Origin of the sequence: Pseudoponticoccus marisrubri (assembly GCF_001482405.1) — a bacterium.
GTDB lineage: Bacteria > Pseudomonadota > Alphaproteobacteria > Rhodobacterales > Rhodobacteraceae > Pseudoponticoccus > Pseudoponticoccus marisrubri.
In genome coordinates this window covers 151,860-166,289 of sequence record NZ_LPXO01000001.1, presented here as the reverse complement: position 1 = coordinate 166,289, position 14,430 = coordinate 151,860, and the positions used below count along the sequence as shown (strand labels likewise).

General features: G+C 65.8%; 14 protein-coding genes. 11 read left to right on the top strand and 3 right to left on the bottom strand.

Annotation, left to right across the window (positions count from 1 at the left end):
• Window positions 1–218: 218 nt before the first annotated feature.
• On the top strand, window positions 219–1,352 hold the full coding sequence (locus AVJ23_RS00825; protein WP_240484474.1) for a Gfo/Idh/MocA family protein: 1,134 nt from the start codon (window positions 219–221) through the stop codon (window positions 1,350–1,352).
• 34 nt (window positions 1,353–1,386) lie between these two features.
• Window positions 1,387–2,613: a D-mannonate dehydratase ManD gene (gene manD / locus AVJ23_RS00820; protein ID WP_058860258.1), complete on the top strand. Its 1,227-nt coding sequence runs from the start codon at window positions 1,387–1,389 to the stop codon at window positions 2,611–2,613.
• A gap of 10 nt (window positions 2,614–2,623) precedes the next feature.
• Here the strand turns inward: manD and AVJ23_RS00815 are convergent, their stop codons facing one another.
• Entirely contained in the window at window positions 2,624–3,304 is a 681-nt protein-coding gene (locus AVJ23_RS00815) for a GntR family transcriptional regulator (RefSeq protein ID WP_058860257.1), read from the bottom strand.
• A 379-nt stretch (window positions 3,305–3,683) separates the two neighbouring features.
• Here AVJ23_RS00815 and AVJ23_RS00810 point away from each other — a divergent pair, with 379 nt between their 5' ends.
• The 5 genes from AVJ23_RS00810 (at window position 3,684) to AVJ23_RS23145 (ending at window position 7,066) form a co-directional block, all read left to right on the top strand.
• Window positions 3,684–4,667, top strand: a complete 984-nt coding sequence (locus tag AVJ23_RS00810; RefSeq protein WP_058860256.1) for a TRAP transporter substrate-binding protein — start codon at window positions 3,684–3,686, stop codon at window positions 4,665–4,667.
• Between the two features lie 64 nt (window positions 4,668–4,731).
• On the top strand, window positions 4,732–5,259 hold the full coding sequence (locus AVJ23_RS00805; protein ID WP_058860255.1) for a TRAP transporter small permease: 528 nt from the start codon (window positions 4,732–4,734) through the stop codon (window positions 5,257–5,259).
• A gap of 9 nt (window positions 5,260–5,268) precedes the next feature.
• A complete protein-coding gene (locus AVJ23_RS00800) occupies window positions 5,269–6,552 on the top strand; it encodes a TRAP transporter large permease (protein WP_058860254.1) in 1,284 nt (427 codons plus the stop codon).
• 49 nt (window positions 6,553–6,601) lie between these two features.
• A complete protein-coding gene (locus tag AVJ23_RS23150; protein ID WP_205626825.1) occupies window positions 6,602–6,781 on the top strand; it encodes a hypothetical protein in 180 nt (59 codons plus the stop codon).
• Window positions 6,782–6,841: 60 nt separating this feature from the next.
• Complete coding sequence (locus AVJ23_RS23145) at window positions 6,842–7,066, top strand: GNAT family N-acetyltransferase (protein ID WP_302467031.1); 225 nt, start codon at window positions 6,842–6,844, stop codon at window positions 7,064–7,066.
• A gap of 55 nt (window positions 7,067–7,121) precedes the next feature.
• On the opposite strand, the gene AVJ23_RS00790 is transcribed toward AVJ23_RS23145, so the two are convergent.
• A complete protein-coding gene (locus AVJ23_RS00790; protein WP_058860253.1) occupies window positions 7,122–8,492 on the bottom strand; it encodes an MATE family efflux transporter in 1,371 nt (456 codons plus the stop codon).
• Window positions 8,493–8,624: 132 nt separating this feature from the next.
• Window positions 8,625–9,314, bottom strand: a complete 690-nt coding sequence (locus tag AVJ23_RS00785; protein ID WP_058860252.1) for a GntR family transcriptional regulator — start codon at window positions 9,312–9,314, stop codon at window positions 8,625–8,627.
• A gap of 372 nt (window positions 9,315–9,686) precedes the next feature.
• Here AVJ23_RS00785 and AVJ23_RS00780 point away from each other — a divergent pair, with 372 nt between their 5' ends.
• The 4 genes from AVJ23_RS00780 (at window position 9,687) to AVJ23_RS00765 (ending at window position 14,371) form a co-directional block, all read left to right on the top strand.
• Window positions 9,687–10,790: an ABC transporter ATP-binding protein gene (locus AVJ23_RS00780; RefSeq protein ID WP_058860251.1), complete on the top strand. Its 1,104-nt coding sequence runs from the start codon at window positions 9,687–9,689 to the stop codon at window positions 10,788–10,790.
• Window positions 10,787–11,791: an ABC transporter permease gene (locus tag AVJ23_RS00775; RefSeq protein ID WP_084794180.1), complete on the top strand. Its 1,005-nt coding sequence runs from the start codon at window positions 10,787–10,789 to the stop codon at window positions 11,789–11,791. The genes AVJ23_RS00780 and AVJ23_RS00775 overlap by 4 nt, the downstream gene beginning before the upstream one ends.
• A 13-nt stretch (window positions 11,792–11,804) precedes the next feature.
• Entirely contained in the window at window positions 11,805–12,686 is an 882-nt protein-coding gene (locus AVJ23_RS00770) for a carbohydrate ABC transporter permease (RefSeq protein WP_058860250.1), read from the top strand.
• Between the two features lie 113 nt (window positions 12,687–12,799).
• Window positions 12,800–14,371: an extracellular solute-binding protein gene (locus AVJ23_RS00765; RefSeq protein WP_058860249.1), complete on the top strand. Its 1,572-nt coding sequence runs from the start codon at window positions 12,800–12,802 to the stop codon at window positions 14,369–14,371.
• Window positions 14,372–14,430 lie beyond the last annotated feature (59 nt).

The window sequence follows — 14,430 nt, the reverse complement described above, 5'->3', positions numbered from 1 at the left end:
AGGCCGGGAACAACGGGTCTCCCTTCGCAAGCGCCCACGGCCGAGGCGGCGCTTGGTCGTGATCATGATGGCGCCGCGTTCGGGATCCATCTGCCTGATTGCCCTTACTGTTGCGATATCATCGACGCCCGATGCGGCGGTGGATTATGTCGGCGGATTCGCATTGCCCTCGTCTGATTTACTAGTATGCTAGTAGCTCAGATATGGAGGGGGAGCCTGTGACGACATTGAAGGTACTGATCTGTGGCACCGGGTTTGCCGGGCGGGGCCATGCCGAGGCGTTTCGCGCGGCGGGGGCGGAGGTTGTCGGCATTGTCGGGCGCACCGACGCGGTGGTGGCGCAGGTGGCCGAGGAGATGGGCATTCCCTTTGCCGGCACCGATTGGGAAGCGGCGCTCGAGACCTGCCGCGCGGATATCGTGTCCATCGCCACACCCGGCGGCGCGCATTACGCACCGATCCGGCAGGCGTTGGAGCGTGGCTGCCACGTCTTCTGCGACAAGCCCATGACGGCCGAGGGCGACACGGCGGTCGATCTCTGCCGCCGGGCCGAGGCGGCGGGGGTCAAGACCGCCTATGCCGCCAGTTTCCGCTACACGCCCAGCGTGCTGCACGCGCAGCGCCTCGTGGCCGAGGGGGCGATCGGGGCGCCGACCGAGGTGGAGTGCATCTCGCATTTCAACCTCGAACGCGGCATCCCCTTCGGCTGGTCGCATCGCCGGGAGGATGGCGGCGGCCGGCTCAACAACAACTTCACCCATACCCTGTCCATCGCCTGCGCCGTGGTGGGCGAGACGATCCTGACCGTGACCGGGCAGGTGCGCGATGACCTTGGCCGCGCGCCCAAGGTGGCCGGCGTGCATAATTTCGCCACGCGGCGCGCGTTCATTCCCGAGGATCTGGACGACCCCGCGCTGGAATGGGGCGAGAGCAATGTCGAATGGTCCTATACCGTGCTGGCGCAGCTGCAGAGCCCGCTGGCTGAGCGGCCCGTCTCGGTCCTGTTCAAGCATGGCGGGCTGGTGCCGCGCTTCCACGAGGATCACATCGTCTTCTACGGCACCGAGGGGGCGCTGTACCTCGAGGGGCATTACGGCAGCGGGCAGCTGCATCACTATCGTGACGGGCGCTGGCAGGCGCTGCCATTGCCCGCCGATATCAGCGACAGCCTGCCCGACGTGACGGGCGAGACGGAACAATGCTGGCATCACCTTGCGCGGATCTTCGTGCAGGACATCCAGGGCCACACGGTGGACCCCTATCCGACCTTTCACGAAGGCAGCCTCTACCAGCAGATCATCGACATCATCCGCACGTCCGGGTCCGGCACCGACGTGACGGCGCTGGGCTGAGCGCCGTGCCGGCCACATACAGGGAGGAGAGCCCGTGAAGATCACCGATGCCAAGGTATTCGTCGGCGGCCCGAAGAAGAACTACGTCACGCTCAAGATCATGACCGACCAGGGGGTCTACGGGCTGGGCGACGCGACGCTGAACAACCGCGAGACGCTGCCCGCGAAATACCTGCAGGATTACCTCGTGCCGAACCTGATCGGGATGGACCCGCGCCGGTCCGAGGATATCTGGCAGTTCTTCTATCGCGGCGCCTATTTCCGGCGCGGCCCCATCGCGATGGCGGCCGTCGGCGCGATCGACATGGCGCTCTGGGACATCAAGGGCAAGCTGGCGAACATGCCGCTCTACCAGCTGTTCGGCGGCAAGAGCCGCGACGGGGCGCTGTGCTATGCCCATGCCACAGGTGCCGACCTGGAAGACCTGATGGACTCGGTCGCGCATTACGTCGAGGCGGGCTACAGGGCGGTGCGCGTGCAATGCGGCATCCCCGGCACGCCCTCGGCCAGCTACGCCGTGCCCGAGGAAAAGGGCGACGTGAAGAACTACATCACCGACTATTCCGGCATCCGGCCCAAGGTCGAGACCTGGGACACGGGCAAGTACATGCGCTACATGCCCGGCGCGCTGATGGAGATCCGCGAGCGGTTCGGCCCCGATCTCGAGATCCTGCACGACGTGCACCACCGGCTGACCCCGCGCGAGGCGGCGGAATTCGCCAAGGCGGTGGAACCCGTCGGCCTGTTCTGGCTCGAGGATCCGACGCCGGCCGAAGACCAGGCCGCGCTGCGCCTGCTGCGGCAGCATTCAACGGTGCCGGTGGCCATCGGCGAGGTCTTCAACTCGATCCATGACTGCAACAGGCTGATTGAGGAAGAGCTGATCGACTATATCCGTGTGGCGGTGACCTATGCCGGCGGCATCACCCATGTGAAGCGGATCGTCGACCTGGCCGGGCTGCACCATGTGCGCACCGGGTTTCACGGCGCGCCCAGCCATTCGCCGATCTCGATGGCGGCGCAGGCACATCTGAACGCCTGGGCGCCCAATTTCGGCATCCAGGAATATCTCGTGCTGGGCACGCCGGACTGCGATGCACTGTTCCCGTCGGAGCACCGGATGATGGGCGGCATGGTCCATGTCAGCGATGCACCGGGCCTGGGCGTCGATTTCGACGAGGGCGAGGCCGCGCGCTTCGAGTACCAGCCCGGCAGTCACCCGGTGGTGCGCCTGACCGATGGCACGATGTGGAATTACTGAGCGGCGGCGTTCACTCGAAATAGGTGCCATGCGTGGCGTGGATCTCGGCGATGGTCTCGTCGAGCCGCGTCAGGTGGGTCTTGAGTGCGGCGCGGGCCGCGGCCACGTCGCGCTGCTCCAGCGCCTCGGCGATCTGCCGGTGGTCGCGCAGGATCGCGCCGGCCTCATGCGCCTTCTCGAGGCTGAGCATGCAGAGCCGGTCGACGCCGCGCTTGCAGCGCTCGATCGTCTCGAAGGCCAGCGGCCGGCCGATGCTGTCGCAGATATGGCGATGGAACGCGTAATCGAGCGCGTGGAAACGCTCGGTCTCCTTGTCTGCCGCCGCGTCTTCCTGCTGCGCGATCATCTCCGAGAGCGTCCGGGCCTGCGCCGCGTCCCAGATCGCGCAGGCGCGTTCGACGACCTCCAGCTCGACCGCCATGCGGACGAAGCGGGCATTGTCGATCTCGGACATCGAGAAGCCGCGGATCTCGGTCGCGCGCTGCGGCCGCACCAGCAGCAGGCCCAGATTGCTGAGCCGGTTGAACGCGTCGCGCACCGGCTGGCGCGACACGTCCAGCCGCTTGGCCACCTCGGCCTCGGAGATCCGCGTGCGGGGCAGCAGCTTCAGCGTCAGGATCTCGTGATACAGCGTGTCGAACACGATGTCGGTCGTGGTGCGCGGCGCCGTCAGGCCGATGGTGCTGTCCATGCCCGTCTCCTCCCGGTGTCAGATGCCCTGCCTTTAGCGCGTGCCGGCGGTTTTCGCCACTGCGCTCGACAGAGCCGTGCCCGGTAGACCGGTCGTGCAAAATCGCACCAAATTCGCCGCTTGACTTATCTGGGATACTAGTCTCCAATTGGTGCAGGGAGGAGATGGATCCGCACGGTCGGGCCCGGTCTCGTCTGTCGCCAAACGGGCAGGCAGGCGCAGGGCGGCCCGCGGGCGGGACAGCTTCGACAATCAGATCACCGGGCGGGCGCGGTTGTGTCCCCCGGCTGGGCCGTGGGTCCGCACGCGCAAGGCCGACACCTGTCGGGCGCGGCGGGCCTGTGGCCGGACCTGGTCACGAAACGAAAGGGAGGACCTCATGTACCAGACGCTCAGCACTTCTTTCACCGGCGCGCTCGCCGTCCTGACACTGGCCGCCACCGCGGCCGGCGCCGAGACCTGGCGGGGGTGGAACATCCATGTCGAAGGCTACCCCAACACCGTCGCCATGGACCGTTTCGCCGAACTGCTGGACGAGAAGACGGATGGCGAGATCACCTTGCAGATGTTCCATGGCGGCACGTTGGGCAGCCAGCCCGACGCCATCGAGCAGGTCCGCCTGGGCGGGCTGGCCATCGGCAATTTCAACCTCGGCCCGATCGGCCCCATCGCGCCCGAGGCCAACGTCGTGTCGCTGCCCTTCATCTTCAAGGACGTGGATCACATGTTCCGCGTGCTGAACGGCGAAGGCGGGCAGATGATCTCGGACGGGATGGAGGCCAAGGGCCTGATCCCGCTGGCCTGGTACGATGCCGGCGCGCGGTCGTTCTACAATGGCGACAAGCCGATCAACGCGCCGGATGACGTGGCCGGCATGAAGGTCCGCGTGATGAACAACGACCTCTATTCCGGCATGATCTCGGAGCTGGGCGGCAACCCCTCGCCGATGGCCTTTGCCGAGGTCTACCAGTCGCTCAAGACCGGCGTGGTCGACGGGGCCGAGAACAACTGGCCCTCTTACGAATCCACGGGGCATTACGAGGTGGCGGGCTACTACTCGCTCAGCCAGCACCTGATCATCCCCGAATGCCTGTGCATCAATGCCGATATCTTCAACGGGCTCTCGGAGGAGATGCAGGACGCGGTGACCGAGGCCGCACAGGAATCCGCCGCGTTGCAGCGCGATCTCTGGGCCGAGCGTGAGGCGTCGAGCCGCGAGACGGTCGAGGCCGCGGGCGTGCAGACCAACGAGATCGCCGACAAGACCCCCTTCGCCGAGGCGATGGCCCCGGTCTACGAGGCCTACCTGTCGCAGAATGCCGATCTGCGCCCGCTGGTCGAGCTGATCCAGTCCACCGACTGATCCGACGATGACACGCGGCCCCGGCAGAGACCTGTCCGGGGCCGTCCTTCCCCCGGGGGATCGAATGACTGACCCTGACGACAGCCCGCGCCACCTGGGCGCGATCGACCGGACGCTCGACGCGATCGCCGCGCTCTGCCGGATCATCACCGGCGTGGCGCTGGTGGCGCTGACGGCGATCTTCGGCTGGCTGGTCTTCGGCCGCTACGTGCTGAATGCCACACCCACCTGGGTCGAGCAGGTGGCCTTCCTGCTGGTGATGGTCATCGCCTTTCTCGGCGCGGCCGTGGGCGTGCACGAGCATACGCATCTTGCGGTGACGGCGCTGCGCAGCGCCGTGCCGGCGCGGGTGCGGGCGGTGCTGGTGATCGCGACGGATCTTGCCATGGCCGGGTTCGGCGCGCTGATGCTGCTCTACGGGGCGCGGCTGACCCTGTTCAAATGGGGCTCGCAGATCCCGCTGATCGGCCTGCCCGAGGGGCTGCGCTCGCTGCCGCTGACCGTGGGGGGCGGGCTGATCCTGCTGTTCTCGCTGGGCCACCTGCTGCGCCGCGCGCAGCGGCGCGACCTGCGCCGCGACACGTTCGAATAGGAAACATTCATGGGACTGCTTGTCTTGCTGGGCCTGTTCGGGGTCTGCGTGCTCATCGGCGTGCCGGTGGCCTTCGCGCTGGGCATCTCGGCCATCGCCGCCTTCTGGTACGAGGGCCTGCCGCTGATGATCGGCTTTCAGCGCATCATCTCGGGGATCAACGTCTTTTCGCTGATGGCGATTCCCTTCTTCATCTTCGCGGGCGAGCTGATGTTCCATGGCGGCATCGCCATGCGGCTGGTCCGCTTCGCCTCGGCCGCGGTGGGCGCGGTGCGCGGGGGGCTGGGCATCGTCAATGTCTTCTCCTCGATGCTGTTCGGCGGCATCTCGGGCTCGGCCGTGGCCGACATCTCGGCGCTGGGTTCGATCCTCGTGCCGGTGATGAAGGAGAAGGGCTATGATGCCGATTACGCCGTCAACGTGACCGTGACCTCGTCCATTGCGGGGATCATCATTCCGCCCAGCCACAACATGATCATCTTCGCCATCGCGGCGGGGGGCGGGATCTCGATCTCCAAGCTGTTCCTCGCCGGGGTGGTGCCGGGGGTGCTGATGTGCCTCTGCCTCGCGCTGGCAGCCTACCTCGTGGCGGTCCGGCGCGGCTACCGGGCCGAGACCTTCCCCGGCTGGGTTGCGCTGGCGCTGGCCTTCCTGGGCGCGCTGCCGGGGCTGATGACGGCGGTCATCATCGTGGGCGGCGTGCTGTCGGGCGTCTTCACCGTGACCGAATCCGGGGCCTTCGGCGCGATCTATGCCTTCCTCGTGACGCTGCTGGTCTATCGCAACATCACGTGGGAGAATTTCCGCATCGCCGTCCGGCAATCGGTGCGCACCACCGCCATGGTGATGATCCTGATCGCCTGCGCGGGGGCCTTTGCCTATATGCTGACCTTCTACCGGGTGCCGTCGCGGACGGTCGAGCTGATGACCGGGCTGACCGACAACCCGATCCTGATCCTGCTGCTGATCAACCTCGTCCTGCTGGTGCTGGGCATGATCATGGACATGGCGGCGCTGATCCTGATCTGCACGCCGATCTTCCTGCCGGTGGCCAACAGTCTGGGCGTCGATCCCTACCAGTTCGGAATGATACTGCTGGTCAACCTGGGGCTGGGGCTGTGCACGCCGCCGGTGGGCTCCTGTCTCTTCGTGGGCTGCGCGGTGGGCAAGCTGCCGATGGAGAAGGCGGTGCGCACGATCTGGCCCTTCTACTTCGCGATCTTCCTGGCGTTGATGCTCATCACCTTCGTGCCGGCGATCTCTCTGACCCTGCCGGGACTGGTGGACCCGTAAGCGGCAGGTGGTATGATCGGTAAGAGCGTTGGTCAGGGGCCGGGGCGCGATGGAAAAGGCGATCGTCAGGCCGGCAGTCCCGGCGGAGTCCGATACCGTCGCGGCCATCGCCCGGAAATCGCGGTCGCATTTCCTGCCCTTCCTGCCCGTGCTGCACACGCTCGACGGGGATAGGGCCTTCTACCGCAACAAGGTTTTTCCCACCTGCGAGGTCTGGGTCGCCGAGTAGACAGGCCGTCTGGTCGGCTTCTGCGCGTTCAAGCCGGGCTGGGTCGATCATCTTTAACTTCTGCCGGGCCATGTCGGACAGGCGTTGGGCAAGACCCTGCTCGACAAGGCGAAGGCGCGGCATGACGTCCTTCAGCTTTGGGTGTTCCAGCGCAATCACCGCGCGATCAGCTTCTACCGCCGCAACGGCTTTCACGAGGTTCGGAAAACGGACGGGTCGAGCAACGCGGAAAAGATGCCGGATATGCTCATGGCGTGGCGAAGCCCCGGCCCGCCCGGGGGATGAGCGCTGGCCGCGGTGCGCTTTCGGAGGGGCGCACCGCGCCGGCCTGGCCCGGCAGCTACTCCATCACGCCGCCGCGCTTCCAGCGGCCGCGCAGCAGGCGCAGGTGGAAAGGCGGGAACTTGACCAGCTCCTCGGCCAGCAGCAGCGAAAAGACCCAGAACACCGGCAGTTCCAGATAGAGCACCATCAGTGCCGTTGCGGGTACGCGGAACAGCCATTGCGACCAGACGAAGATGTGCATGACATAGACCGTCTCGCCCCCGGCGCGCAGCGTGTTGCCGCAGATCGCGTTCGAGCCCTTGGGGAAGGGCAGCAGCACGAGGATGGGCAGGAAACTCAGCAGGGTGCGCTGTGTCTCGGCATGCAGCTCGGCATAGATCCAGGGCGTGGAAAGACAGATGCCGGCATAGAAGGCCGCCACCACACCTGCTGCGACGATGGCCGCCCGCCACGCCCCGGCCAGGAAACGGTCGAGATCGGGCCCGGAGGTGCCGCGTCCCAGAAGCTGCGCCACGATGATGCCGGTCGATTGCGCCCAGCTCATCCCGAAGGTCCCGGCGACCTGTACCCAGGGCATGATGATGGTCATCGCCGCGAACTGGTTCACCGGGAGATCGGCATAGATCAGCCCGCAGACATGCAGCGCGACGGTGGCGCTGCCGAAGGTGGCGGCGATCGGCAGGGCAAAGACGAGATGCCGGCGCAGCGATGCGGCAAAGCTGCCATTGCGCCAGCCCGCCACGCGCAAGAGGTCGCGCCGCCGCCACAGCAGCACCACGGCAAGAAAGCCGACCTGCAGCACCGAGGCGAGGACGCTGCCCCAGGCCGCGCCCACCACGCCCAACTGCGGCGCGCCGAAATGGCCGTGGATCAGCACGACGCTGGCCACCACGTTGACCGGCACCGCGACAAGGTAGCTGAGCGCCGGCAGCCGGGTCTGGCCGCAGCCGTTGAAGAAGCTCGTCAGGCAATGGCCGACGGATTCCGCCAGCACCACCAGCGCGAAGACCGACAGGTAGCGCCGCGCCTCGTCGGCGATCCAGGCATCATGGGCCAGCGTGTCGATCACGTCGCCGGCAAAGAATGCCAGCAGGGCAAGGCCGATCAGCACCACCCCGACATTGATGACCAGCCCCGCCAGCAGGGCGGATTTGAGGAACACCGCGTCGGCGCTGCCGAAGGCCTGCGCGATGCGGATCTGCGTCGCGTTCGAAAAGGCCACGATCAGGCCCAGCAGCAGCCCCGCGATCGAGGCCGAGAGGCCCAGCACGGCGACGGCGGATTCGCCCAGCGACGAGACGAGGTAGCCGTCGATCACCACAATGCCATGCAGCATGATGGCCTTGAGCGTCAGCGGCCAGGCAAGGTCGAAGATCGCGCGGACGGACGGGATGTCCTGCGCGCGGGAAGTCTGTGAAATGGCCAAGGGATGTCTTTCCGGATGCGGCCGGGGCGGGGCGCCAAGCGCGCCGCTGCCATCTCCGCCGCGTGTTGCGGCGGCCGCGTGCCCGGCCGGTGCAAGGGTCGTGCGCCGCCCGCCGCGACGGGCGGGCGCGGCTCAGGCGCGGTCGGGCTCGAAATAGTTGGCGTTGGTGGCCGTGATCGTCTCGATCGTGGCATCCAGCCGCGACAGGTGCAGCATGCCCGCCTCGACCGCGCGGGCCTCGTCCCCGTCGGCGATGGCCTCGGTGATCGCCTCGTGATCCTGCAGCAGCTGCGGCATCCGGTCTTCCTTGGCCAGCCCGAGCATGCAGAGCCGGTCGACCTTGGCCTTCTCGGACGAGATCACCTCGAAGGCGAAATCCACCCCGGCGATCTCGCACAGGGTCCGGTGGAACTCGTAATCCAGCTTGCCGAACCGCTCGTAATCCCCGTCCGCGATGGCGGCGCGCTGCCGGTCGAGGCAGGCGCCCAGAACCTCGCGGTCGCTCTTGCGGAAATTGCGGGTGGCGCGGCGCAGCACCTCGGATTCGACCGCGGCGCGCACGAAGCGGGACTTCTCGATCTCGCGCGCCGAGAAGCGCTTCACCTCGGTGGCGCGCTGCGGGCGGATCAGCAGCAGGTCCAGATTGGCCAGCCGGGTGAAGGCGTCCCGAACGGGCTGGCGCGATACGCTGAACTGCGCCGCGATCTCGGCCTCGGAGATGCGGTCGCCGGGGCGCAGCCGCATCGCGCTGATCTCGCCATAGAGGTGGTTGAAGATCTCGTCGACGGTGGTGCGGCGTTCCGGGGCCAGGGTGGGTTGCATGGGTCGGGTTCCTTGTTGTCGTTCTGTTATAGCCGCGTCGCCGTGAAAGGCCAATGCGGGGCGCATCTTGCGCAAATGCCATGGTCCGCGCCGCTGGTGTCGGGCCGTCCGCCACGCAGGCGGGCGGGCCCCAAGGGCGGCGGGTTTTCTCCTGATCCTTTCATTCGGTCCGACCCGTCCACGGGCGCCGCGGCGCCGGTCCGGGCGAGTCGTCACCAGTCTGGTATTCTAGAATTAAGACTAGTATTCCAGATTTGCGACTAGTATACCAGATGAAATTTCGGGCGAATCGTATCGCCTCCGGACCGGCAGATCCCGGGCCGGATCGCAGGAGCGGCCCGCGGCACGTCAGGTCAAACCGGAGGAGGGCTCATGTCAGGGGTTCAATTGGAGGGCATCGTCAAGGCGTATGGCGCCGTGCAGGTCGTGCACGGCATCGACCTTGAAGTGCAGGAGAAGGAATTCGTCGTGCTGGTCGGCCCGTCGGGCTGCGGCAAGTCCACGACGCTGCGCATGATCGCGGGTCTGGAGGAGATCAGCGACGGCGATCTGACCATCGACGGGCGGCACGTGAACCGCGTCGCGCCCAAGGATCGCGACGTGGCCATGGTGTTCCAGAACTACGCGCTCTACCCGCATCTGAACGTCGCCGACAACATCGCCTTCGGCTTGCGCATCCGCAAGGAAAGCAAGGACGCCATCGCCTCCTCGGTCGAGGAGGTGGGCGAGATCCTGGGCCTCACGCCCTATCTGGAGCGCCGCCCCGCCGACCTGTCGGGCGGGCAGCGCCAGCGCGTCGCCATGGGCCGCGCCATCGTGCGCCGGCCCAAGGTCTTCCTCTTCGACGAGCCGCTGTCCAACCTCGATGCCAAGCTGCGCACCCAGATGCGGGCCGAGATCAAGCGGCTGCACAAGCGGCTGGGCGTGACCTCGATCTACGTCACCCACGACCAGATCGAGGCGATGACCCTGGCCGACCGGATCGTGGTCATGCATGACGGCCATATCGAGCAGATCGGCACCCCGATGGAGCTGTTCCTGAACCCGGCCAATACCTTCGTGGCCGGCTTCCTCGGCTCGCCGCCGATGAACATGATCTCGGCGCAGGTGGTGGCCGGCGACGCGGGCCCGGTGGCCGAGTTCGGCGGCCAGCGCATCCAGCTGCAGCAGATCCCGTCGCTGCAGAACGGGGTGGGCCGGCCGGTGACGCTGGGCATCCGGCCCGAATTCGTCTCGGTCGCCGATCAGTCCGACCCGGCCAAGGTCCGGCTGGAGGTCGACCTTGTCGAGACGCTGGGCTCGGAGGCGCTGATCCATGCCAGCCTGATGGGCGATCCCTTCGTGATCCGCACCGACACGGTCGGTCAGATGCATGTGCTGGACGGGATCTCGGGCTTCACGATCCAGCCGCACCTGGTCAAGGTGTTCGACGCCGAAACCGGCCAGACGCTGCCCGGGCAGGTGCTCGAGCAATGAGCAGCGATCCCGATTTCATCTCCTCCGCCGGTCCCAAGACCGAGGAGCTCGTCTTCGACGCAAAGGAGGCGCAGCGCCGCCGCCGGGCCAGCCGCATGCAACGGGTGGGTGACCACCTCAAGCGGGAATGGCAGCTGTATGCGATGCTGATCCCCACCATCCTTTGGCTGGTGATCTTTCTCTACAAGCCCATGTACGGGCTGCAGATCGCCTTCAAGGACTACTCGATCTTCCGCGGCGTGGCCGCCAGCCCCTGGATCGGGTTCGAGCATTTCGAGACCCTGTTCAACAACGACCAGTTCCTGCGCGCGCTGCGCAACACGCTGATCATGAGCGCCTACGGCCTGCTCTTCGGCTTCCCGGTGCCGATCTTCCTGGCGCTGATGTTCAACGAGATCCTGAACCAGAAGTTCAAGAAGACCGCGCAGACCATCGTCTACCTGCCGCATTTCATCAGCTCGGTGATCATCGCGGGCATCGTCATCACGGCCTTCTCGCCCTCGGCGGGGATCGTGAACACGATCCTGGGCTGGTTCGGGGTGGACGCGGTCTATTTCCTGACCAAGCCGGAATGGTTCCGGCCGATCTTCATCGGCACGGGCATCTGGCAGGAGGCCGGCTTCCAGTCGATCGTCTACCTGGCCGCCATCGCGGGCGTGTCGCCCACGCTCTATGAATCCGCGGTCGTCGACGGCGCCTCGCGCTGGCAGATGATGTGGAAGATCACCATCCCGTCGATCCTGCCCACGATCATCATCATGCTGATCATCCGCATCGGCAACATCCTCGAGATCAGCTTCGAGATGATCATCCTGCTGTACCAGCCGGCGACCTACCAGACCGCCGACGTGGTCAACACCTTCATCTATCGCCAGGGCCTGCAGGGCGGACAGTACGACTTTGCCGCCGCCGCCGGTCTCTTCAACGCCGTGGTCGCCTTCATCCTCGTGATGACCGCGAACACGATTTCCAAGCGCTACTCGCGCACGTCGCTGTGGTGAGGGGGACCGGGCAATGACCAACATGAATCTCTATTCCCGCGGCGACCGGATGTTCGTCATCCTGAACATGATCCTGATCGGGCTGTTCACGATCTCGACGCTCTACCCGTTCATCTACATCGCCTCGCTGTCGATGAGCACGGGGTTCGAGGCCCGGGCCGGCAACGTGGTGCTGACCCCGGTGGGCTTCACGCTGGAGGCCTACAAGCAGGTCCTGGCCGAGCCGCTGTTCTGGAAATCGTACATGAACACGTTCATCTACACGATCTTCGGGACGCTCGCGAGCCTCGCCTTCATCATCCCGGGCGCCTATGCGCTGTCCAAGCCCCAGCTCTACGGGCGGCGGTTCTGGAACCTGGTGGTGGCCTTCACCATGTGGTTCAACGCGGGCCTCATCCCGTTCTTCCTGAACATGCGCGACCTGGGCCTGCTGGACAGCTATTTCGGCATCATCATCGGCTTCGCGGTCAACGGCTTCAACATCATCCTGCTGCGCAACTTCTTCGAGGGTATCCCGCAGTCCTTCGAAGAGGCGGCGCGGATGGACGGGGCCAACGAGTTCCAGGTGCTCTGGAAGGTCTACATCCCGCTGTCGAAGCCCGCCATCGCGACGGTCGCACTGTTCTGCATCGTGTCGCGCTGGAACGGCTTCTTCTGGGCCATGGTGCTTTTGCAGGACGAGGACAAGATCCCGCTTCAGGTCTACCTGCGCCAGGTCATCGTCGAGCTGTCGGATGACGAGGAATTCTCGACCTCGCTGCTGACCGCGGCCTACTCGGTCGAGACCGTGACCGCCGCGATCATCGTCTGTTCGATCATCCCGATCCTGCTCATCTACCCCTTCCTCCAGAAATACTTCTCCAAGGGCATCCTCTTGGGCGGCGTGAAGGAGTGAGCACCGACCGGACGGGGCCCCGGCGGGGCGCCGTCCGACACCAGGCCCGCGGCCCCGGGAGGGGGCCGGGGCACATCACCAGATCCCGGATTCGCAATAGGGAGGACACCAAGATGCGAACCTTCAAGCTGGCAGCCGCTGCCATCCTCGGAACCACGGCCCTGACGGCACCGGCCCTGGCGCAGGACATCGACCTGCCGATCGTCGACGAGCCGCTGGAGCTGACCATCCACATGCACTGGCCGCGCGCGCAGGGCTATGGCCCCGGCGGCGACACCTCCAAGATCTACCCGGTCGAGGAAGTGGCCCGCGAGCGCACCAACATCCACCTCGTCGACAAGACCTCGGGCCGCAACACGACCGACAACAACGAGGCGATGAACCTGCTGCTGGCCACCGGCGATCTGCCCGACATCGTCGGCGGCAACCTGATCAAGCAGCCGGTCAACCAGTACGGCCCCGAAGGCGCCTTCGTGCCGCTGAACGACCTGGTCGACGAGCATGCCCCCAACATCAAGGCGTGGTTCGACGAGCACCCGGACATCTGGGACGCGATCAAGGCCTATGACGGCAATGTCTACTACATCCCCTACCTGCCCGACGGCAAATATGCCCGCGCCTGGTTCGTGCGCCAGGACTGGCTTGACGCGCTGGGGCTGGAGCGTCCCGACACCGTCGAGGAACTCTACGACGTGCTGGTGGCTTTCCGCGACCAGGACCCCAACGGCAATGGTGAACAGGACGAGATCCCGTTCTTCGTGCGCGACTGGGAAGAGGTGCTGCGCCTGCTGACGCTGTGGGATGCGCGCTCCACCGGGGCGGATGTCTATCACCAGTTCTACGTCAAGGATGGCGAGGTCGTGCACCCCTACGCGCAGGAGGCCTATCGCGACGGGCTGGCCAATATCGCGCAATGGTACGAAGAAGGGCTGATCGACCCCGAGCTCTTCACCCGCGGCTCCTCGGCGCGGGACTACCTGCTGGGCGAGAACCTGGGCGGCATGACCCATGACTGGTTCGCCTCGACCTCGGGCTACAACATCGCGCTGGCCGACAAGATCGAGGGTTTCAACTTCATCCCGTTCCTGCCGCCGAAATCGGTGAGCGGCAACCGGATCGAGGAGAACCGCCGCATCCCGATGAAGCCGGACGGCTGGGCGATCAGCTATTCCAACGACCATGTCGTCGAGACGATCAAGTATTTCGACTTCTGGTTCTCGGAAGAGGGCGCGCTGCTGGCCAATTTCGGTGTCGAGGGCAAGACCTGGGACATGATCGACGGCGAGCCGGTCTACAAGGACGAGGTGCTGAACTCGGGCCGTCCGGTCAACAGCCAGATGTATCTCGAGGGGGCGCAGGTCTATCGCGGCTACCCGCAGGACTACCGCTATGAATGGCAGTGGACCCGCGACAGCGCGCGCAAGGGGATCGAGCTCTACGATTCCGAGGACCTGCTGGTCGAGCAGTTCCTGGGCGTGTCCTTCAACAAGGACGAGCAGGAGGTCTATGACCGCTACTTCCCCTCGATCCAGACCTACATGCTGGAGCGCCAGCAGGCGTGGATCCTGGGCTCGGGCGACGTCAAGGAAGACTGGGACGACTACATCGCGGCGCTCAACAACATGGGCTACCAGGACGTCCTCGAGGTCATGAACTCGGCCTACGAGCGCCAGTACAGCAACTGATCTCCGACACGTGATGACGACAAAGGATGGCGGCCCTTCGGGGCCGCCGTCACCCCCCG